Source organism: Methylobacterium sp. BTF04, assembly GCF_010692745.1.
In the GTDB taxonomy this organism is placed as follows: Bacteria; Pseudomonadota; Alphaproteobacteria; order Rhizobiales; family Beijerinckiaceae; genus Methylobacterium.
The window spans coordinates 1-19,673 of sequence record NZ_JAAHTB010000020.1 but is presented as its reverse complement, the minus strand read 5'-3'; the positions used below and the strand labels follow the sequence as shown (position 1 = coordinate 19,673).

Sequence of the window (19,673 nt, the reverse complement as noted above, 5' to 3'; positions counted from 1 at the left end):
GCCCCACAACCGTCATCGAAGCGTCACGCCCCGTCGCGAACGGTGCGCCCGACTTATCCCTGGAGCCTTCCCCGCATGGACTTCTTCCGCCGCTTCACCGTCCTGATGTGCGCGCCGAACTTCGATCCGGACGATCTCGAAGGCGTACGCGTCCAGCAGATCCTCACCTCCATCGAAAAGCTCGGCTTCGAGGTGGTGCGGGCGCGGCGCGTCGAGGATGCGGCCATCGCGGTCCAGACCGATGCCGCCATCGGCTGCATGGTGGTGGATTGGGGCAAGCGCGGCCTCGACGGCAAGGCGGCGGCGCTGATCAACCTCATGAGGAAGCGCGGGCTGGAAATGCCCATCGTAATCATGGTCCGCCGCAAGCGCCTGGAGGACATTCCCGTCGAGGTGCTCGACTTCATCGACGGCTACATCTTCCTGGCGGAGGAAACCCCGGATTACATCGCCCGCGGCCTCGTCAGCCGCGTGAAGCAATATGCCGAGACCCTGAAGACGCCGTTCTTCGGCGCGCTGGTGGATTACGCCGAGCAGGGCAACCAGCTCTGGACCTGTCCCGGCCACAACGGCGGCATCTTCTACAACCGCTCGCCCATCGGGCGCATCTTCGTCGAGCATCTCGGCGAGGCGGTGTTTCGCGACGATCTCGACAACTCGGTTCTCGATCTCGGCGATCTCCTCGTCCACGAAGGGCCGGCGCTGCAGGCGCAGAAGGAGGCGGCCGTCATCTTCGGCGCCGAAAAGACCTACTTCGTCCTCAACGGCACCTCGGCGTCGAACAAGATCGTGCTCTCGGCGCTGGTGGCCGAGGGCGACCTCGTGTTGTTCGACCGCAACAACCACAAGGCGGCCCATCACGGCGCGCTGTTCCTCGGCGGCGCGGTGCCGGTCTTCCTGGAGACCGACCGCAACTGCTTCGGCCTGATCGGGCCGATGTACCACGAGGCCCTCGACGAGACCCTGATCCGCGAAAAGATCCGCACCAACCCGTTGATCAAGGATCCCGACGCGTGGAAGCGCGAGCGCCCGTTCCGCGTCGCGGTGGTCGAGCAATGCACCTATGACGGCACGATCTACAGCGCGCAGATGATCCTCGATAAGATCGGGCACCTCTGCGACTACATCCTGTTCGACGAAGCCTGGGCCGGCTTCATGAAGTTCCACCCGCTCTTCGCCGGTCGCTTCGCCATGGGGCTGAAGGGGCTGGACGAGACCTCGCCGGGCATCATCGCCACCCAATCGACCCACAAGCAGCTCGCGAGCTTCAGCCAGGCCTCGCAGATCCACACCAAGGACAGCCACATCCGTGGCCAGACCCGACGCATCGAGCACCGGCGCTTCAACGAGACCTTCCTGGTCCACGCCTCGACCTCGCCGTTCTACCCGCTCTTCGCGTCGCTGGACGTCGGCGCGCAGATGATGAAGGGCCGCTCGGGCGTCGTGCTCTGGGACGACACCATCCGGCTCGGCATCGAATGGCGCAAGAAGGTCCGGGCCATCCGCCGCGAGTTCGAGGAGAAGGAGGGCGATCCCCAGAAGCGCTGGTTCTTCGACCCCTTCGTGCCGGACGTGGTGAAGGGCCCCGACGGCAAGGTTCCGTGGGAGAGCATCTCCACCGATGAACTCGCCAGCGACGCCAAGTATTGGGAACTGGCTCCGGGCGCCGCCTGGCACGGCTTCACCCATGTGGCGCCGAACTACGCCATGACCGACCCCAACAAGCTCACCGTGCTCACCCCCGGTTTCGACCGGCGAACGGGGGAGTATGCCGAGCACGGCGTGCCGGCCCCCATCGTCGCCCAGTACCTGCGCGAGAACCGCATCGTACCGGAGAAGAACGACCTCAACTCGCTGCTCTTCCTGCTGACGCCGGGCGTCGAATCCTCGAAGGCCGGCACGCTGATCTCCGGCCTCGTCGCCTTCAAGCGGCTGCACGACGAGAACGTGCCGCTCGAGGACGCGATGCCCGAATTCGTCCGGCGCCGGCCCAACCGCTACAAGGGCGTGCGCCTGCGCGACCTCTGCGCCGACTTCCACGCCTTCCACCGCGAGGCCGGGACGAGCACGCTCCAGCGCAAGCAATTCGAGCCGGGACACCTGCCCGAGATGGTGATGACTCCGAAGGAAGCGGTGCAGCAGCTCACCCGCAACAACGTCGATTATGTGCCGATTGCGGAAGCGGAGGGCCGTGTGGCGACGACCTTGCTTCTGGTCTACCCGCCGGGCATCGGCACGGTGCTGCCGGGCGAGCGGCTGGATGAGCGGGCCAAACCCATGCTGGACTATTTCAAGATGTTTGAACGCTCGGCGAACTTGTTTCCCGGCTTCGAGGCCGAGATCCAGGGCGTGTTTCGCGACGTCGACCCGGATGGCACCATCCGCTTCTATACCTACGTCATGCGCGAGCCCCACTGATGCCGGGCGAAGGGCTGCCCACCGCCAGCGATCCGGAACTCGTCATCCGGCCCTCGTCGGATGCCGACGTACCGGACATGGTGGACATCTATGCCCACCACATCCGGCGCGGCGTCGGCGATGTCGGCGATTTCGAGGAGGACCCGCTCCATCCGGACGACCTCAAGAAGCGCCGCAAGGCCATGCGCAAGAAGCGTCTGCCGCATCTGGTGGCCGACCGTGACGGGGTCGTGGCCGGCTATGCCTATGCAGTGCCGTTCCGGAAGCGCCCGGCCTATCGCTACACCCTCAAGCACTCGATCTACGTGCACCACCAGCACCTGCATGCGGGCATCGGCCGGCGCCTGCTTCCGGCGCTGATCGAGGCCTGCGCCGCCGGCGGCTACCGCCAGATGATCGGCTATATCGACGCGCAGAACGAGGCGTCCCTGCGCCTCCACGAGGCCTGCGGCTTCGTCCGTGTCGGCCTGCTGCCGGCGGTGGGCTACAAGTTCGGCCGCTGGAGCGACAGCGTCATGGTCCAATGCGCCCTCGGCACCGGCGCCGACGACCAGCCCGGCACCTGGAACCGTCCGGTCGAGGCGGTGGTGGCCGAGCATGACTGGATCGGAAAGTGATCGGATCGTCCGCTGGGAGCCCCATCCAGTCGCTCAGGATGAAGCGATCGGTGGGGTGACGAAGTGATCAGGCGAAAGCCTTCACTCGCCCCATCGTCTCGAGGAATCCGAGCAGGGCGACGCTTTTGCTGTGCAGTGAAAGATCGACTTCGCGATGGGCGGCCGATCGATCTCTCATCCAAGGTTACTGCTGCGCGCGGTTGATCAGCGCCTGTAACGCTTTGGCCACCGCCTCGGTGACGTTCTTGCGATACTTGCGATGAACCAACTGGCCGTTGTGGTAGATGTCGTGCTCCACATAGAGCTTCTCGCCATCCCAGCGGACGACGTTGTCGGTCTCTGTGGTCTCCTCGACGCCGAGATCCTCGCGGAAGGTGACGCCCCCGGCTTGCGCAAACATGGTGTGTCCCCGTGATCGAAACGACTGGCCGACTTGGATTTGCAGTGTAAGCACCCCGCGCCGGTGATGCTACCCGCGCAGGGGCCTCAACGCACCGTCACCTGATCTTTGATGCGCTCATAAGTGGACCGGCTCAGCACGCGCTTCGATAGGAGTTCCCCCACGGAGGTGTAGGGCCGCTTCTGGACGATGGCGCGCCCGATCATCCCACCGCCGCGCAACCCGTTGAGATCGGCGAGGCTCGCGTTGTTGAGGTCGACGCTGCCGAGCGCCCGCGGACCGGCGGAATCGATCGCATCGGCGACCGCCTCGTCGCCGGACGGCTCCGCCGCCATCGGCGGGACCGCGGAGAGATTGGGCGGGACTTCGGACAGCGTGGGGGAGGGCGGCTGCACCGGCTGCGGCCGGATCACGACGGGACCCGGTGCCGGTGTGCCGTTCTGGGCGGGGACCTGGACAGGCGCCGGAACGGCCGCCTGCGTTCCCGCCATGCCGGTGGACGGGACCGGGTCGGCCGGCCGGATCACCCGGGGCGTCGGCGCCGGTCTGGGCGCGGCCGGCGCCGTTGCGACGCGCGGTTCGGCAACGCCGCCCATCGACGGCCACAGCCGCTGGACGAGGCCGGCGAGCACCGCCGCCACCACGACGAGGCCGGCGACCCGCAGGAAGGTAGAACCGCTCAGCATCGACCGCGGCCTCACGCACGAGAACTGTCCGCATGCTTAACATGGGAAACAAAGCAGAGTCTCCCCGGGCGAGTCGCTGTCCCCGGTACCGCGCCGGACCAGGTCGCCGCACCGCCTGCGACACGGGAAACGGTCTTCGCGGGATCGACGGGACCGCGCGCGCTCGGCATGGTCCGCGCCGATGTCCGTGTCCTCCTCCCCCTCCCGAGCCGATGTTCCGCCGCGCGGGATTCTGGCCGAGCGCCTCGGCGCCCTGCGCCACCTGCCCGCCCTGTTCCGCATGGTCTATGCGGCGAGCCCGCGCCTGCTCGTCGTGAGCCTGGGCTTGCGCCTCGTGCGGGCGAGCCTGCCGGTGCTGATGCTCTATCTCGGCAAGCTCATCCTCGACGCCATCGTGGCCGAGCATGCGCGGAGCCATTCCGACGGCCTCGGCCTCGCCGGCTGGTTGGCCGATCCGGCCCTGACCCGGCTCATCGGCCTCGTCGCCGCCGAACTGGCGCTGGCCATCCTCGCCGACCTTCTGGGACGGGCCAGTACCCTCGTCGACGGGATCGTGGCCGATCTCTACGGCAATACCGCCACCTTGGCGCTCATGCGCCACGCCGCTGAACTCGACCTCGAACAGTTCGAGGACGCGGCCCAGCAGGATCGGCTGGAGCGGGCCCGGCGTCAGGTCACCGGCCGCTCGAACCTGCTGCTTCAGTTGTTCGGCCAGGGGCAGGACCTCGTCACGCTGGTGTCCTTCGCCGCCGGGCTCGTGGCCTATGCGCCGTGGCTGATCCTGCTGCTCGCCTGTGCACTGGTCCCGGCGTTCCTCAACGAGACCTACTTCAACCGCCAGGGCTACCGGCTCGCCTGGACCCGCACCCCGGAGCGGCGCCAGATCGACTATTTGCGCTACCTCGGTGCCAGCGTGGAATCGGCCAAGGAGGTCAAGCTGTTCGGGTTGAACGGCTACATCGCCGACCGCTACGCGGCGCTCGCCGACAAGCTCGTGGCCGACAACCGGGCGCTGGCCCTGCGCCGGGCCGGCTGGGGCGGGGCCTTCGCCGCTCTCGGCACGCTCGCCTATTACGCCGCCTACGCCACCATCGTCTGGCGCACCGTGGCCGGGCAATTCTCCATCGGCGATCTCGCCTTCCTGGCCGGCTCGTTCCAGCGCCTGCGCGGCCTGATCGAGGGCCTGCTGCTCGGCTTCTCGCAGATCGCGTCGCAGGCGCAGTATCTCGACGACCTGTTCTCGTTCTTCGCGGTGGTGCCCACCATCCGCTCGCCCGCCGACCCTGTGGCGTTCCCGCACCCCATCGCCACCGGCATCGTGTTCGAGGCGGTGGGCTTTCGCTACCCCGGCACGGAGACCTGGGCGGTGCGCGGATTGAGTTTCACCCTCGCGGCCGGCGAGGTGCTGGCGCTGGTGGGCGAGAACGGTGCCGGCAAGACCACCATCGTCAAGCTCCTCACCCGCCTCTATGACCCCACCGAAGGCCGCATCCTTCTCGACGGCCGGCCCCTCGCCGCTTACGACCTCGACGCGTTGCGCGCCCGGATCGGGGTGATCTTCCAGGATTTCGTGCGCTTCAGCTTCACCGCGGCCGAGAACGTCGCGGTGGGCCGGATCGCCGAGCGCGACGATTCCGACCGCATCGCCCGTGCGGCCGGGCGCAGCCTCGCCGACGCGGTGATCGGGCGCCTGCCCCTCGGCTACGACCAGCCGCTCGGCAAGCGTTTCGAGGACGGCGTCGACCTTTCGGGTGGCGAGTGGCAGAAGATCGCGCTCAGCCGGGCCTATATGCGTGAGGCCGAAATCCTGATCCTCGACGAGCCCACTGCCGCTTTGGACGCCCGGGCGGAGTTCGAGGTGTTCCAGCGCTTTCGCGAGCTGAGCCACGGCCGCACCGCGGTGCTGATCTCGCACCGCTTCTCCACCGTGCGCATGGCCGACCGCATTCTTGTTCTGGAGGGCGGACGGGTCCTCGAATCCGGTACCCATGCCGAACTCCAGGCGCTCGGCGGACGCTACTCCGAATTGTTCGAGCTGCAGGCAGCCGGCTACCGCTAAACCGGCGCCTCAGGCGCGCAGGCTCTCGAGATGGGCGCGATAATCCGGTGCGAGGCGCAAGCCCAGCGGCGTCTGCATCGCGGGTGGCGGGCTCCGTACGCATTCTGCGAGGAACGACAGGGTGTCTTCGATCACCGCTTCGGTGAACGGCTTGGCGATCACACCGATCGCTCCACCGAACTCGTTCGTGAACTGACGCGCATTGGCGGTGATGAACACCATCGCGGGGCCGCCGGTGTCGCGAAGGGCCCTGACGATATCGAGACCGGACGAGCCGTCCCGCAATTGGAGATCGACGAAGACGAGATCGGGCTGGGTGCGATGGGCCATCGCGATGGCTTCCTCGGCGGTCGCTGCACCCCCGACCACGATATGCCCAGCATCCTCCAACAGGAGTTCGAGCTGCATGAGAATGAGTGCTTCGTCTTCCGCAATCAAGATCCGGAGGGGTTCACTCACGTCTGCTCCCTGCTGTCCGCCGTCTCGCGTGGCAGACGAATGTCGATCATCGTGCCGGGACCGGCCGGTGACCAAGCGATGCTAGCACTCAATTGGCGTGCCAGGCTTTCGATCAACCGTTTCCCGAAGGAGCGGCCGCCGACCACATCTCTCGGCATCCCAACGCCGTTGTCGATGATCTTGATCCCGAAATGACGCCCATCCGGTCGCACCGTGATCGAGAGCCGACCCGTCCGTTCGTCGGGAAAGGCGTGTTTGAGCGCATTGGTGAGAAGCTCGTTCATCATCAGTGCGATCGCCGGCGCCTTTTCCACCGGCACTTCCACCGCTTCCAGGTCGAAATGCAGGCTGATCCCGGTGCGGCCCGAGCCGCGCAGGAGGTCGGTGCCGAGTTCCCGCGCGAATTCCGCCACGTCGAACCGCTCCACGTCGTTGGACTGGTAGAGCCGCTTGTGGACCGTGCCGAGCGCCTCGACGCGGCTCAGCATCGATTTCATCACCGCGCGCGCGGTCGGATCGGTGATGCTCCGGGTCTGCATGGTGAGCAGCGAGGCGATCATCTGGAGGTTGTTCTTCACCCGGTGATCGACTTCGTGGACCAGCATCGTCTTGGCCGCCAGCGCGCTCGTCAGCTCCCGCGTGCGCAGGGCGACCTCACGCTCGAAGTGCTCCTTCTCACCCTGCGTCCGCATCTGCGCATCGACGCGGTCGGTCACGTCGAGCTGGGAGGCGAAGAAGTAGACGAGCTGGCCGTCCTCGTTGATGACCGGGCTCATGTAGAGCGCGTTCCAGAACTGGGTTCCGTCCTTGCGATAGTTCAGGAGGTCGATGGCGATGTCGCGCCGACCGGCCACTGCTTCGCGGATCTGCTGGATGGAGTTGGGGTCGGTGTCCGGGCCCTGCAGGAATCGGCAATTGCGCCCCATGATCTCGTCGCGCTCATAGCCGCTCAGGCGCAGGAAGGCATCGTTGACGAACACGATGGCGTTGTCCTCCCGCCGCGGATCGGTGACGATCATCGCCATGCGGGTCGCGCGGATCGCTGCGGCGAAGGGATCGCCCTTGCCGTGCTCGACCATCAGGTCGTCCGTGAGATGCCAAGCGTCTTCCCGTTCCATCGTCCGCGTGCTTTCGTGTCCTGGTCTGAGCCTGGCTTGGGCGTTCGGCATGGGCGTGAAAAGGCAGTCAGACGGGGTGCCACCCCCTCATGATCGATCCCGCCTGGTGATGCGCATGATCGATCCCGCCTGGTGATGCGGAAGCAGGCCTGCCCGGCCTTCTGAACGTGCGTTAGACCGTTGGTGAGAACCGGAAAGGGCCGTTCAACCTTTGCCGCAGATTGCTCAACGGAGTCGCGCCCGGGAAGTTCACGCCAAACCGACGCGAGTGGCAAATTGTCTTGCCGGTTGGCTATCTTGCCGGTCTTGGCCGCTGGATGTCTTGGCCGCTCGATGTCATGGCCTCGGAGTTCCTGACCGTCGAACCGATCTCTGCCCGCCGAGCCGCCTCCGACCGCGGCCCGGATGCAACACGTCCGCGTGCTCGCGCGCCCTGGCGGAATTCGGCCGGAACGGCCAAGCTCCATTCGTGTTACGCTTGGCGGGTAGGGGCTGGGCAATTGGATATGACGATGTCTCAGCGTTTCGGATGGTCGCGCGGCCTGGTCGCCCTGCTGATCGCGGGCCAACTCGGGGCCTGTGGCTCGACCCCGCGCGTGCCTTACACGGCAAGCGAGGCCGCGGCGGCCACCGTGCCTGGGATGGATCTGTCGATTCGCGCCTACGCGGATGCGTCCGAGAAGACCTTCACCGAGATGTCGGCGCGCCCCGAGAACAAGAAGGTGCCGTTCGCCTATCTCGCCCTGTCGGGCGGCGGCGGCGACGGGGCCTACGGCGCAGGAATCCTCAACGGCTGGACGGATTCGGGCAAGCGGCCCGAATTCTCCCTGGTGTCCGGTGTCTCCACCGGCGCGCTGATCGCGCCCTTCGCCTTCGTCGGCCCCGAATATGATAATATCCTCAAGGACATCTACACGAGCGGCGTCGCCTCCACCCTGGTGCAATCGCCGAGCGTCACCAACGTGCTGTTCGGCTCCGGCTTGTTCGGCGACGGGCGCCTGCGCGACCTGGTGCGCCGCTACGTGACGCCGGACCTGCTGGTGGCGGTGGCCGCCCAGCACGCCAAGGGCCGCCGTCTCCTCGTGGTGACCACCAACCTCGATTCCCAACGCGCCGTGATCTGGAACATGGGTGCGATCGCCACGAATGGCGGCCCCACCGCACTCGACCTGTTCGCCGACGTGCTGACCGCCTCGGCCAGCATCCCGGCGGTGTTCCCGCCGCAATTGGTTGACGTGCAGGCGGAGGGCCGCTCCTTCCAGGAGATGCACGTGGACGGCTCGGTGGTGACCCCGGTATTCACCCTGCCGCAATCGTTCCTGCTGCGTGACGGGCGGTTCAAGGCCGGGTCCAAGTCCGACATCTACGTCATCATCAACGGCCGTCTCGAGCCGGAATTCGATCTCGCCCAGAACAACACCCTCTCCATCGTCGAGCGGTCGTTCACAACGGCGAGCCGCGCCCGCAGCCGGGCGACCCTGGCCTCCACCTATGCCTTCACGCGCAGCAACGGTATCGGCTTCAACCTGACCTATATCGACGAATCGAGCCCCAACACCACGGCGGCGCGCGGGTTCGATACCGGATACATGCGCAAGCTCTACGAGGCCGGCTACGAGGCGGGGCATACCGGTACGTTCTGGCGCAAGAGCGTTCCGACCGCGCCGCTGCTCAAGGCGATGACCGAGGCGCGCTAAGGGCGCGCAAAGCCGTCAGTCGCGGCAGCCGTTCTGCCGTTCCTCACGAGTGATCTCCTCCACCTTGCGTCGGTCGCGGGCGGAGAGCGGGACATCGCGGATGTCGTCGAACCGGCACGCGGCATTGCCGAAAGCCGCGATCCCGCGCGGTGTGCGGAAGCAATAGCCCGCTTCGGCATAGACGGCATTGCGTTCGCCCCACAGCGCGTCGCACGGGAATGCCGCATGGGCCGGCGCGCCGAGGAGGAGCGACGGCAAAAGGCTCAGCGAGAGGTGAACGCGGTGGCGCATGGCAGGATTCCGGTGGCAGGAGCCCGGTGGCTGGCGCCGGTCCTGTAGCGAGATCGCGCCGCAGCCCAGGCGGGGCGGTTGGTTTGGCAGGCAGCTTGGGCATCAATGGAAGGACGCCCGGTCCGTCCTGCACGCAGGCAGGCGGACCGGGCGGGGTGTCGGGCGCGCGGATCAGGGCGCCTTCTTGGTTTCCATGCAGATGCCCAGATCGGTGAAGGCCTGTTTCATCGGGCCGAGGGCGAACGGCACGTCCACGCCGTTGGCCTGGATCGCCACGGCCTTGCCGGTGGTGAGGCTGGTGACGGCCTCCCGGGTGTTAGGCACGTCGATGGTCACGGTGTGGGCCGTATCGGTCTTCGCGGCGAAGCTCATCGCCTCTCCGCCATCGATCTTCCAAGAGCCCTTCACGTCGACGCCCTTCTCGAACGGAAATTTCGACGAGTTGGCGATCAAAGCCACGCTGGAGCCGACAGCCACGACGCCGAGTCCCAGGGGTTCGTTCTGGGCGAGACAGCCGACGAAGTCGGCACCGGTGCCGATCGTCATGACCTTGTAGCCGCCGGTGGCCGCCATGGCCGGGGCGGGTGCCGGCGTGACCGGTGCCGGCGTCGCGGGCGCAGCAGCCATCGGAGCGGCGACCTTGGTGGCGTTGCAGCGCCGCAGGGACTCGTATCCTTCGGCGAAGTTGCCGATCTCGAAATCGGCCTCGCCATTGTCGAACGTGAGAATGAGCTTCTTGGCCGCCATCAGGTTCGGCACGATGCTGTCCGGGAACGTGCCGGTCAGGGTCTGTCCGTCACCGACCCAGGCCGAATTGGCGGCATAGCGCTTCTTGTCCAGCGTGAGCGGAACCTTCATCTTCTCGTTCTTGTCCCACTCCCACTTCTCGTAGACCAGAACCAGGGCGGTTTCCGAGCCGTTCAGTGCGAAGATGATGCCATTGACGGCGTTGTTGTCGTCCTTGTCCTTGTAGGTGTGGCTCATCAGGCAGGCGCTCGGGCCGGTATCGCCCACCGTGCGTTCGATCTCCCAGCCCTTGACCATCTCGAACCCGGTCCGCTCGGCCGCCTGCAGAGGGCCGGCCACCAGAACCGGCGCCAGAGCGGCGACCAAAGCTGCCGAAAGGAAATGAATTTTCATGATGATCCTCCTGTGCATCGGCGATGCACGACGTTTGTTTTGATTTGTGGTTTTACTACTGAACAGCGCTTGGAAAATTCGGAGACAGATGGCTCTGTGCTGATTCAATTGCGGAATGACCGGGTCAAATCGGGTCAAATGGCGCGTCGCCCGATTTGAATGATGAAGTCATCAATGCAACCGGCATCCCGTATGGCGCGCACCCGTATGCGCAGCAAGGGCCTACAGCCAAGCTCAGTGGTAAATAGCTCGGCGACCTTAAGAATTATCGTTAGGCGGGTCCCCAGGGTGGCGAACGCCGCGGAGTACAGCCTGCAGATTGTCGGCAGTCCGGAATCTGCTAGAGCCATGTCCGTCGCGACGGAACGACGACAAGAATTTACGGTCGCGCAGGGTCTTCGACTGAGCCGCGCCCACCTCTCGCGGAAGCGCTCCGGGCGGCTGCACTTGGTGGTTCGTTCGTGAAGCCGGCGATCCTCGCTGCGTTGAAGCGGGCCACCGAGCCTTTGAAACCGGGAGACTGGCGTTGCATAAGACCGATCCGGCCGGAATCCACTCCCTGTCCTTGCGAGTTTACTACGAGGACACCGATTTCTCCGGCTTCGTCTATCATGCGAGCTACCTGCGCTTCATGGAGCGCGGACGCACCGAACTCCTGCGCGGCTTGGCGGGCGACCAGTCGGATCTGCACCGGGAAGCGGGCGGACTGCATTTCGTCGTGCGCCGAATGGTGATCGACTACGCCAAACCGGCGCGGATGGACGATCTCCTCGACGTGCGGACCTGGACCTCCGAAATGAAGGGCGCCTCGATGCATCTCGCCCAGGAGGTCCGGCGGGCCGACACCCTGTTGGTGAAGGCCGACGTCGTCGTCGCCTGCGTGCGCGACGGCCGGGCGATCCGCCTGCCGGACGGGCTGCGGGCGGCGCTCATGCCTGGATAGTCGGGAAAATCCGAGCTCGGTACTTACGCGCTGCATCCGATGTCGACTCAACCGCGTCCTCGCAGTCGATCATCATCGTCTTCTAAAGCAGAGGTTCGCGGATCAAGTGTCAGCGAACCTCTGCCCCAGTTTGTCCTCGCGGCTTAGGTGTACGACGCACCGGCAATGCTACGGTCGATATCCCAATGCGTTCGGACCGCCAGTCGAGGGTTGTCGTATCCGCAATAAGACGCTCTCTTCATGTTTCGTTGCTTTGATGCGGAGCGTCGTCGCAAATTCGATTGCGGGGACTACCACGCCAGGTTCTCACGTGAAGATCGCAGTCGTCGCACACCTCAAATACCCGATCGCCGAGCCCTACGCGGGTGGCCTCGAGATGCACACCCATCTCCTCGTCCAGACGCTGAAGCGTCGCGGACATGCGGTCACGTTGTTCGCGAGCGCCGGTTCCGATCCTGACCTCGACCCGGTCGCCCTGTGCGACCCGACCGGCATCGCCCTGGATGGCGACGCCGACCACGAGGTCGCCATCCACGACGTCGAACGTGCGGCCTACCTGGCGATGATGGATCTGATCCGTGCCGGGGACTTCGATTGCGTGCACAACAACGCCTTGGACGACCTGCCGCTGCGGGCGAGCGCTGGGATGACCGTGCCGTGGGTCACGGTCCTGCATACGCCGCCTTTCGATTCGCTTGTCGAAGGGGTGAAGGCTGCGGCGCCCGGGATGACGTTTCTGGCGGTGTCGTCATCGCTGGCGCAGACATGGTCCGAGATCGTGCCCCACGCGCAGGTGGTCGGCAACGGTATCGATCTCGCGATCTTCGCCTACAAGGCCGCGCCCGAAGCCCCATTCCATGCGATCTGGTCGGGCCGCATCGTCCCGGAGAAGGGACTGCACCTTGCCATCGACGCGGCACGTGCCGCGGGCCTGCCCCTGCACTTTGCCGGACCGAAACTCGACCCGGCGTATTGGGCGGCCGAGATCGCACCACGCCTCGGGTCGGACCTGATCGACCTCGGACACCTCTCGCATCGTGACCTTGCCCGTCAAATCGGTCAGGCACGGGTGGCAATCGTCTCGCCGCGTTGGGAGGAGGCGTTCGGTCTCGTGGCCGCCGAGGCGCTCGCCTGCGGCACACCGGTCGCCGCCTTCCGCCGCGGCGCGATGGCCCACGTCCTCGACGTCAGCTGCGGACGGCTTGCCGAACCCGACGATGCCGACGCCCTCGGTGCCGCGATCCGCGAGGCCGCAAGCCTGTCGCGCCGCGCCTGCCGAGATCGGGCGGAGACACTCTTCGATGCGGAGGCGATGACCGACCGATACCTGGAAGTCTATCGCCACGTCATTCAGACCCACGCCCAGCCTCTGGGCCGTCGCCCCAAGATACCGTCTGACGCGAGAGAGGCCGACTTTGCGGCTTAGCCCTGCTGCGGGTCGGTGATGCCCGTAATCATGTCCGGATCGATACGAACGAAACGACCCGCAACTCCACCCATCACAGCGACTCAGGGCTGAATACCAACCTTCACATTTCACCACTCGGAAGCGCTTCAGGCGACCGCGCGGCCCGTGCGCGGCGGCGCGCGCGCTGTCCCGCACCGACGCGATCGGAATCCGCGGGTCAGATCTTGCGCACCTCGCCGAGGAAGACCTTCACGGCCGCTGCGACCGTCTCGATCTCGCGGTTGAGGTCGGCTGTGGCCCGCAGCATGTTCTGCGCGGATCCGGCGGATTCATCGGCGCTCGCCGCCACAGCCCTGACGCTGGTACTCACGGTGTCGGTGCGGACCGAGGCCTCGTCGATGCTGCGGCGAATCTCGGTGGAGGTCGCCGATTGCTCCTCCACCGCCGACCCCACGGAGATCGCGCTTTCGTCGATGCGGGCGATGATCGCGGCGATGCGCTCGATGGTGGTGGCGGTGGTGGTGGTGGCGGTCTGGATCATCGCGACCTGGCGCGAGACATCCTCGGTTGCCCGGGCGGTCTGGGCGGCGAGTTCCTTCACTTCGCTGGCGACGACGGCAAAGCCGCGTCCGGAGGCACCGGCCCGGGCCGCCTCGATGGTGGCGTTCAGGGCCAGGAGATTGGTCTGACTCGCGATCTGGCCGATCATCCCGACGACCTGGCCGATATGATTGGAGTTTTCGCTGAGCGCACGCACGCTCTCCACCGCCTGGCGGGCTTCCTCGACCGCCTCGCTGGTCACTGCGCGCGAGCGGTTCATCTGCTGCGTGATCTCGGCATTGGCGGAATTCAACTCCTCCACCGCCCGGGCGACGGTTTTGACATTGGTCGAGGTGCCGCCGGCCCCGGTGGAGGCTGTGGCAGCCGCCTCGGAAGTCTCGCCCGTCTTCTCCAGAACCTGGTTGGCCGAATCACGCATGGTGTTGGTCGCGCTGCCGGCGGCATCGAGGGCGGTCTGGATCGAGGCATCGAAGGCCGAGATCGCATCGGTGAACGGCGTCACGTCCGCCCAGGACAGCACGGCCGCGATGTAGGTTCCCCCCGACATCACCGCAGAGACGTGCAGATCGAGGGTCTTGGGTCCGAGGCGGATCTTGGTGCGCCAGGGCAGGCGCGTGGGATCGGCGACGATGCTGCGCTGGTGGTTGGGGTTCTTGTGGAACACATCCATCGATGTCCCGACCATCTGATCGGGATTCACCTCCCGGGGCAGGTATTGCCGCAGCGCGTGCATCGTCTCGACGCTGCGCCGGTTGGCATAGGTGATGTTCGCGCTGACGGGGTCGAGCACGAGGACGTTGACCGGAAGCGCGTTGATCACCGCTTCGATGTCGGTCTTGGACTCGATGCTGGAATCGCTCTTGGGGGCGCTTCGAAATGCACTGAGCAGAGATCTTTGGGGGTTCATGACCGCACCCTATCAGTTCAAACTTAGTCAAATCATCATGCTATTTAAGGATTAAAAAATAATTAAAGTAAAAACAAGCTCAACTCATCCTGTGCCACTATTGCCTCCGCATTCGCGGGCGCGACGGCCGAACGCGGCGGCACGGCGAACCGCGATCACAACACAATATTAACCCTGTCGCGCGCTTAACTGCGTGCGAAGCGCTCCAGTGCGGTGCACAAGACCGGCCCATACTTTCGACAGATTCACGGGTCATTGAGCCTTGAAATCACTCAGGGTTCCGGTCGAAGCGCGAGGGTCGGGCCGCCGGTCCCGCGGCGGCTTCCCGCAGGGTTTTTCGAGGATCGTGTCATGAACCCAGCCGATGCCATGCAGGCGCTACCAGCGCCGGATATGACCCTGCTCGGCCTGTTCCTGCAGGCCCATTTCGTGGTCAAGGTCGTGATGCTGGGGCTGCTTGGCGCCTCGGTGTGGTGCTGGTCGATCATCGTCGACAAGACTTTGCTGTTCCGCCGCACCAAGGCCGAGATGGACGCTTTCGAGGAGGCGTTCTGGTCCGGCCGTTCGCTCGAGGAACTCTACCGCTCGTTCAACGACCGTCCGGCCAGCGGGCTCGGCGCCCTGTTCGTGGCCGCCATGCGCGAGTGGAAGCGTTCGTTCGAGGGAACGGGCCGCCAGATCCAGAGCCTGTCGCAACGCATCGACAAGACCCTCGACGTGACCATCCAGCGCGAGGTCGAGCGTCTCGAATCGCGGCTGCTGTTTCTCGCCTCCATCGGCTCCGCCGGCCCCTATATCGGCCTGTTCGGCACCGTGTGGGGCATCATGACCGCCTTCACCTCGATCGCGGCCTCCAAGAACACCTCGCTCGCCGTGGTCGCTCCCGGCATCGCCGAGGCGTTGTTCGCCACCGCCATCGGCCTGTTCGCGGCGATTCCGGCGGTGCTCGCCTACAACAAGCTTCAGGCGACCGTGGCCAAGCAGCAATCGCGCCTCGAAGGCTTCGCCGACGAGTTCTCCGCCATCCTGTCGCGCCAGATCGACGAGCGGCTCTCGCTCGTCGCCTGATCCACCCCCTTCAACCCTGAGGATCGATCATGGGCATGGCCCACGGAGCAGCGCAGGGTGGTGGCAGGCGGCGGCGCGGACGCCGGCACGCCGCCATCAACGAGATCAACATGACGCCGTTCATCGACGTCGTGCTGGTGCTGCTGATCGTTTTCATGGTGGCCGCACCGATGATGACGGTGGGCGTGCCCCTCGATCTGCCGCAATCCAAGGCGAGCCCGCTCAACTCCGACACCAAGCCGGTGACGCTCTCGATCCGCCAGACCGGCCAGGTTTTTCTCGGTGAGGACGAGCTCACCGACGACACCATCGTGGGCAAGCTTACCGAGACGTCGAAATCCGGTTTCGAAGAGCGCGTGTTCGTGCGCGGCGACAAGCGGGTCGATTACGGCCGCGTCGCCCAGGTGATGGCGATCGTGACCGGCGGCGGCTTCAGGAAGGTCGCCCTCGTCACAGAGCCCGATCAGAAGTAGCGGACGCGAGACCGTGAAGCTTCCCTTCAAGCGCCAGGAACCGGGTGTCTGGGTCTCGGCCGGCGTGCATGTCGGGCTCCTGACGGTCGCCCTGCTGTCGGTGGCGGCTCCGGCCCTGCCCGACGCGCAGGAGGGCGTACCGGTCGAGGTGATGACCGAGCAGCAGTTTTCAGAGCTGACCAAGGGCGAGCGCAACGCCGACACGCCGCAGGCCAAGCCCTCGCGCGCCGACCGCGTCGCCGACAAGGTGGAGGAGCGCGAGCCGGAGAACGCCAAGGTCGACGCCCCCGCCCCCCCGAAGCGCCCCGCCGACATGAAGGTCGCGAGCGCCGAGGAGATGCCGCTCCGCTCGAATGATTCCGACCCCGAGAAGGACGCGCGGGAAGAGGCGGCCAAGGCTGAGGCCGCCAAGGAAGCCAAGGCTGCGGAGGCGAAGGCGACTCAAGCCAAAGTCGCAGAGGCGAAGGCCGCTGAAGCGAAGGCCGCTGCCGCAGAGGCGAAAGCCGCCGCAGCCGCGGAGGCCAAGGCCGAGGCAGTCGCCAAGAAGGCGGAGGCCGTCAAGCGCGATCAACTCGCCCAGCTCATCGAGAAGGAAGAGGCGCTGGCCGAAGCCAAGGCCGAGGCCGCCGCGAAGGCGGATGCGGCGAAAGCCAAGGCGAAGGCGGACGCAAAGGCCAAGGCCGATGCGGAGGCCAAGGCCGAGAAGGCCGAAGCCGAGGCGAAAGCCAAAGCGGACGCCAAGGCCAAGGCGGAGGCCGAACACCAGAAGGAGGTCGCCGAGGCCAAGGTGGAAGCCGAGGCCGAAGCGAAAGCCAAGGCGGATGCGGCCGCCAAAGCCAAGGCCGACGCCGCTGCGAAGGCCAAAGCCAAGGCGGTGGCCGATGCCAAGGCGAAAGCCGATGGCGAGGCCAAGGCCAAGAAGCAGGCCGAAATCGCGGATAAATTCAGCGCCGGCGACATCCGGCAGTTGCTCGCCTCGAAAGCGCCTTCGCAATCCACCGGCGCCACCGGCCGCGAGGTCCAGCGCACGGCATCCCTCGGCGCGGCGACAGGCAACGCTCAGCGGCTGTCGCCATCCTTGCGCGATGCGCTGGTCGGCATGTTGCAGCAGCAGATCGAGCGCTGCTACTCCGCGCCCCCCGGCGCGGCGCAGGGCGTGGTACTGCCGATGCTCGACATCCACCTGAACCAGGACGGCACGCTCACCAGCGAACCGCGTATCATGCGCGGCGGCGGCAATGCGGTCGATCGCTCCATCGCGGAGGCGGCGCTGCGCGCCGTCCGCCGCTGTGCGCCCTACAAGATTCCGGCGCAATACGCGCCGTATTACAACGACTGGAAAGCCATCAACGCGGAGTTCGAGTTTTCGCGCGTCTGAGTCTTCCCTCGGACCGTCGCGTTGCACGCCTCCCCCGTTCCCGGAACCGATCATGCCTCATCGCTCGACCTCGCGGCGCCCCTCCGTGCGACGCGCTTCGCCCCTCGTCCGAACCTTCGCCACGCTCACCCTGGCGATGACCCTGGCGGTGCCGGGCCTCGCCCTGTTCGGACCGAGCCCGGCACGGGCGCAGCTCAACCTGCGCATCGGTGGTGGCACGTTCCAGCCGATGCCGATCGCGATCGCCGACTTCTCGGGTGATGCGAGCCTCGGGCTGCTGGTGTCCAGCGTGGTGACCAACAACCTGCGCCGCTCCGGCTACTTCACGCCGGTGGAGAAGGCGAAGTTCCCCGAGAGCCCGGGCTTCGACGCGGTTCCGGCCTTCGACAAGTGGAAGGCCGCCGGCGTCCAGGGCCTGGTGACCGGCCGGGTCGGCCGCGACGCCTCCGGCAAGCTCAAGGTCGAGTTCCGCCTGTGGGACGTCACCTCGGGCCAGCAGATGACCGGCCAGCAATACGGCACCGATCCGGCCAATGCCCGGCGCACCGGCCACCTGATCTCGGACGCGGTCTACACCAAGATCACCGGGCTCGGGCCGTGGTTCGACAGCCGCATCGCCTTCGTCGACGAATCCGGGTCCAAGGAGAACCGCCGCAAGCGCCTGATGGTGATGGACCAGGACGGCGCCAATGTCCGCGCGCTCACCAATGGCGAGAATTCCATCGTCGCCCCGCGCTATTCGCCGGCGACGCAGGACATCGCCTTCATGACCCAGGCCACGGGCCAGAAGCCGCGCGTCCAGGTCATCAACCTGGAGACCGGCTCGCGCCAGGCGGTCGGCCATTTCGACACGATGAGCACCAGCCCGCGCTTCTCGCCCGACGGCCGGCGCATCGTCATGAGCGTGCAGGAAGGCGGCAACGCCGATATCGTGGTGATGGATCTCGGCTCGAAGTCGCAGACGCCGATCACGAACGGCAACGCCATCGACACCTCGCCGACCTATTCGCCGGACGGCGGCCAGATCGTGTTCGAATCGGATCGCGGCGGCTCGCAGCAGATCTACGTGATGGGCGCATCGGGTTCCAACCCGACCCGCATCTCCTTCGGTGAAGGCTCGGCCTCGCAGCCGGCCTGGTCGCCGCGCGGCGACCTCATCGCCTTCACGCGCCAGCGCAAGGGTGGCTTCGCCATCTGCGTGATGAAGCCCGACGGTTCGGGCGAGCGCGTGCTGACGGAGGGCTTCCACAACGAGGGCCCGACCTTCGCCCCCAACGGCCAGTACGTGCTGTTCTTCCGCGATCCGGGCGGCCAGGGCGGTGGCAAGCTCTACATGGTCGACATCACCGGCAAGGTGGAACAGCCGGTGCCGACCCCGTCCTACGCCTCGGACCCGACCTGGTCGCCGTTGCTGTCGGGCAAGTAGGAGCGGCGTTTTCCTCCCCGTCCACTCGGGGAGGCAAGACAATGCCCCGACGGCGGGCCCCCATCTCCAAGACTGGAAAGCCCCGTTCGCGCGGGGCTTTTCTCGAAAATCGCCTCCCTCTGTCGGGGCGAGCCCTCAGGCCGAGACTTCGCGGAGAGGCATGCCATTGAGGCGATCCGCGAACATGTAGCGATTGCGGCCTCGGCGCTTGGCCGCGTAGAGCGCCGCGTCGGCGGCCCTGAACAGGGTCTCGCGCTTCCCGGCGCCGAGCGCGATTCCGACGCTGATCGTGATGACCCCCGATCCATCGGGTCTGGACGGATGTGGGATCCCGAGCGCCTCGACGGCCGTCACCAGAGTATTGGCGAGGCGTGCCCCGCCGAGCCCATCGAGATTGCGTGCGACCAGCGTGAATTCCTCGCCACCGAAACGGGCGACGAAATGATCGGTGCCGCGTGTCGCGCCCGATAGCGCCGCGGCGATGGCACGAAGGCAATCGTCTCCGGCCGGGTGCCCGAGGGCATCGTTGAACAGCTTGAAGTGATCGACGTCGATCATCAGGACGGCGAGTGAGGTGGTGCTGGAAATCTGGACAGGAGGCTAAGCTATCCCCGACGTGAGGGA

Annotated in this window: 18 protein-coding genes; 10 read left to right on the top strand and 8 right to left on the bottom strand. The window is 66.2% G+C overall.

Annotated features, from left to right (window positions below):
- The first annotated feature begins 75 nt into the window (after positions 1 to 75).
- Both G3T14_RS13625 and G3T14_RS13620 read left to right on the top strand, forming a co-directional pair.
- Positions 76 to 2,418, top strand: coding sequence for an Orn/Lys/Arg decarboxylase N-terminal domain-containing protein (locus tag G3T14_RS13625; protein ID WP_163643088.1), 2,343 nt, complete (start codon positions 76 to 78; stop codon positions 2,416 to 2,418).
- A complete protein-coding gene (locus G3T14_RS13620; RefSeq protein ID WP_163643087.1) occupies positions 2,418 to 3,035 on the top strand; it encodes a GNAT family N-acetyltransferase in 618 nt (205 codons plus the stop codon). The genes G3T14_RS13625 and G3T14_RS13620 overlap by 1 nt, the downstream gene beginning before the upstream one ends.
- 184 nt (positions 3,036 to 3,219) lie before the next feature.
- On the opposite strand, the gene G3T14_RS13615 is transcribed toward G3T14_RS13620, so the two are convergent.
- Both G3T14_RS13615 and G3T14_RS25045 read right to left on the bottom strand, forming a co-directional pair.
- On the bottom strand, positions 3,220 to 3,435 hold the full coding sequence (locus G3T14_RS13615) for a hypothetical protein (protein ID WP_163643086.1): 216 nt from the start codon (positions 3,433 to 3,435) through the stop codon (positions 3,220 to 3,222).
- An 86-nt stretch (positions 3,436 to 3,521) separates the two neighbouring features.
- Complete coding sequence (locus G3T14_RS25045; protein WP_246733332.1) at positions 3,522 to 4,121, bottom strand: helix-hairpin-helix domain-containing protein; 600 nt, start codon at positions 4,119 to 4,121, stop codon at positions 3,522 to 3,524.
- 187 nt (positions 4,122 to 4,308) lie between these two features.
- Here G3T14_RS25045 and G3T14_RS13605 point away from each other — a divergent pair, with 187 nt between their 5' ends.
- A complete protein-coding gene (locus G3T14_RS13605; RefSeq protein ID WP_348645268.1) occupies positions 4,309 to 6,180 on the top strand; it encodes an ABC transporter ATP-binding protein in 1,872 nt (623 codons plus the stop codon).
- A gap of 9 nt (positions 6,181 to 6,189) precedes the next feature.
- Here G3T14_RS13605 and G3T14_RS13600 read toward each other — a convergent pair whose 3' ends face one another.
- Both G3T14_RS13600 and G3T14_RS13595 read right to left on the bottom strand, forming a co-directional pair.
- Positions 6,190 to 6,639 carry a response regulator gene (locus tag G3T14_RS13600; RefSeq protein ID WP_163643084.1) on the bottom strand — a complete coding sequence of 150 codons (450 nt, stop codon included), beginning with the start codon at positions 6,637 to 6,639 and terminating at the stop codon, positions 6,190 to 6,192.
- On the bottom strand, positions 6,636 to 7,757 hold the full coding sequence (locus G3T14_RS13595) for a histidine kinase dimerization/phosphoacceptor domain -containing protein (RefSeq protein WP_163643083.1): 1,122 nt from the start codon (positions 7,755 to 7,757) through the stop codon (positions 6,636 to 6,638). The genes G3T14_RS13600 and G3T14_RS13595 overlap by 4 nt, the downstream gene beginning before the upstream one ends.
- 512 nt (positions 7,758 to 8,269) lie before the next feature.
- Between G3T14_RS13595 and G3T14_RS13590 the strand changes: the two genes are divergently transcribed.
- Positions 8,270 to 9,454 (top strand): patatin-like phospholipase family protein, encoded by a 1,185-nt coding sequence (locus tag G3T14_RS13590; protein WP_163643082.1) that lies wholly within the window; start codon positions 8,270 to 8,272, stop codon positions 9,452 to 9,454.
- A 15-nt stretch (positions 9,455 to 9,469) separates the two neighbouring features.
- On the opposite strand, the gene G3T14_RS13585 is transcribed toward G3T14_RS13590, so the two are convergent.
- Both G3T14_RS13585 and G3T14_RS24725 read right to left on the bottom strand, forming a co-directional pair.
- Positions 9,470 to 9,745, bottom strand: a complete 276-nt coding sequence (locus tag G3T14_RS13585) for a YARHG domain-containing protein (RefSeq protein ID WP_163643081.1) — start codon at positions 9,743 to 9,745, stop codon at positions 9,470 to 9,472.
- A 171-nt stretch (positions 9,746 to 9,916) separates the two neighbouring features.
- On the bottom strand, positions 9,917 to 10,885 hold the full coding sequence (locus G3T14_RS24725) for a hypothetical protein (protein ID WP_204262853.1): 969 nt from the start codon (positions 10,883 to 10,885) through the stop codon (positions 9,917 to 9,919).
- 526 nt (positions 10,886 to 11,411) lie between these two features.
- Here G3T14_RS24725 and ybgC point away from each other — a divergent pair.
- Together ybgC and G3T14_RS13570 are read left to right on the top strand one after the other, a co-directional pair.
- A complete protein-coding gene (gene ybgC, locus G3T14_RS13575) occupies positions 11,412 to 11,828 on the top strand; it encodes a tol-pal system-associated acyl-CoA thioesterase (RefSeq protein ID WP_246733331.1) in 417 nt (138 codons plus the stop codon).
- Between the two features lie 310 nt (positions 11,829 to 12,138).
- Positions 12,139 to 13,254, top strand: a complete 1,116-nt coding sequence (locus tag G3T14_RS13570; RefSeq protein ID WP_163643080.1) for a glycosyltransferase family 4 protein — start codon at positions 12,139 to 12,141, stop codon at positions 13,252 to 13,254.
- Positions 13,255 to 13,453: 199 nt separating this feature from the next.
- Here G3T14_RS13570 and G3T14_RS13565 read toward each other — a convergent pair whose 3' ends face one another.
- On the bottom strand, positions 13,454 to 14,704 hold the full coding sequence (locus tag G3T14_RS13565; RefSeq protein WP_163643079.1) for a methyl-accepting chemotaxis protein: 1,251 nt from the start codon (positions 14,702 to 14,704) through the stop codon (positions 13,454 to 13,456).
- Between the two features lie 351 nt (positions 14,705 to 15,055).
- Between G3T14_RS13565 and tolQ the strand changes: the two genes are divergently transcribed.
- The 4 genes from tolQ (at position 15,056) to tolB (ending at position 19,049) form a co-directional block, all read left to right on the top strand.
- The gene (gene tolQ, locus G3T14_RS13560) at positions 15,056 to 15,772 is read left to right on the top strand and encodes a protein TolQ (RefSeq protein ID WP_163643078.1); all 717 of its coding nucleotides are present in this window, start codon (positions 15,056 to 15,058) and stop codon (positions 15,770 to 15,772) included.
- 29 nt (positions 15,773 to 15,801) lie between these two features.
- Entirely contained in the window at positions 15,802 to 16,245 is a 444-nt protein-coding gene (locus G3T14_RS13555; RefSeq protein ID WP_163643077.1) for an ExbD/TolR family protein, read from the top strand.
- Between the two features lie 13 nt (positions 16,246 to 16,258).
- Complete coding sequence (tolA, locus tag G3T14_RS13550; RefSeq protein WP_163643076.1) at positions 16,259 to 17,623, top strand: cell envelope integrity protein TolA; 1,365 nt, start codon at positions 16,259 to 16,261, stop codon at positions 17,621 to 17,623.
- Between the two features lie 136 nt (positions 17,624 to 17,759).
- Positions 17,760 to 19,049, top strand: coding sequence for a Tol-Pal system beta propeller repeat protein TolB (tolB, locus tag G3T14_RS13545; RefSeq protein ID WP_163643134.1), 1,290 nt, complete (start codon positions 17,760 to 17,762; stop codon positions 19,047 to 19,049).
- A gap of 135 nt (positions 19,050 to 19,184) precedes the next feature.
- On the opposite strand, the gene G3T14_RS13540 is transcribed toward tolB, so the two are convergent.
- Complete coding sequence (locus G3T14_RS13540) at positions 19,185 to 19,637, bottom strand: GGDEF domain-containing protein (RefSeq protein ID WP_348645271.1); 453 nt, start codon at positions 19,635 to 19,637, stop codon at positions 19,185 to 19,187.
- Between the last annotated feature and the right edge of the window lie 36 nt (positions 19,638 to 19,673).

Excerpts from the sequence above, each read along its gene's own strand:
- G3T14_RS13555 (WP_163643077.1), top strand. The coding sequence starts at position 15,802 with ATGGGCATGGCCCACGGAGCAGCGCAGGGTGGTGGCAGGCGGCGGCGC.
- G3T14_RS13615 (WP_163643086.1), bottom strand. The coding sequence starts at position 3,435 with ATGTTTGCGCAAGCCGGGGGCGTCACCTTCCGCGAGGATCTCGGCGTC.
- G3T14_RS13565 (WP_163643079.1), bottom strand. The coding sequence starts at position 14,704 with ATGAACCCCCAAAGATCTCTGCTCAGTGCATTTCGAAGCGCCCCCAAG.
- tolB (WP_163643134.1), top strand. The coding sequence starts at position 17,760 with ATGACCCTGGCGGTGCCGGGCCTCGCCCTGTTCGGACCGAGCCCGGCA.
- tolQ (WP_163643078.1), top strand. The coding sequence starts at position 15,056 with ATGAACCCAGCCGATGCCATGCAGGCGCTACCAGCGCCGGATATGACC.
- G3T14_RS13585 (WP_163643081.1), bottom strand. The coding sequence starts at position 9,745 with ATGCGCCACCGCGTTCACCTCTCGCTGAGCCTTTTGCCGTCGCTCCTC.
- G3T14_RS13625 (WP_163643088.1), top strand. The coding sequence starts at position 76 with ATGGACTTCTTCCGCCGCTTCACCGTCCTGATGTGCGCGCCGAACTTC.
- G3T14_RS13620 (WP_163643087.1), top strand. The coding sequence starts at position 2,418 with ATGCCGGGCGAAGGGCTGCCCACCGCCAGCGATCCGGAACTCGTCATC.
- G3T14_RS24725 (WP_204262853.1), bottom strand. The coding sequence starts at position 10,885 with ATGAAAATTCATTTCCTTTCGGCAGCTTTGGTCGCCGCTCTGGCGCCG.
- G3T14_RS13590 (WP_163643082.1), top strand. The coding sequence starts at position 8,270 with ATGTCTCAGCGTTTCGGATGGTCGCGCGGCCTGGTCGCCCTGCTGATC.
- G3T14_RS13595 (WP_163643083.1), bottom strand. The coding sequence starts at position 7,757 with ATGGAACGGGAAGACGCTTGGCATCTCACGGACGACCTGATGGTCGAG.
- G3T14_RS25045 (WP_246733332.1), bottom strand. The coding sequence starts at position 4,121 with ATGCTGAGCGGTTCTACCTTCCTGCGGGTCGCCGGCCTCGTCGTGGTG.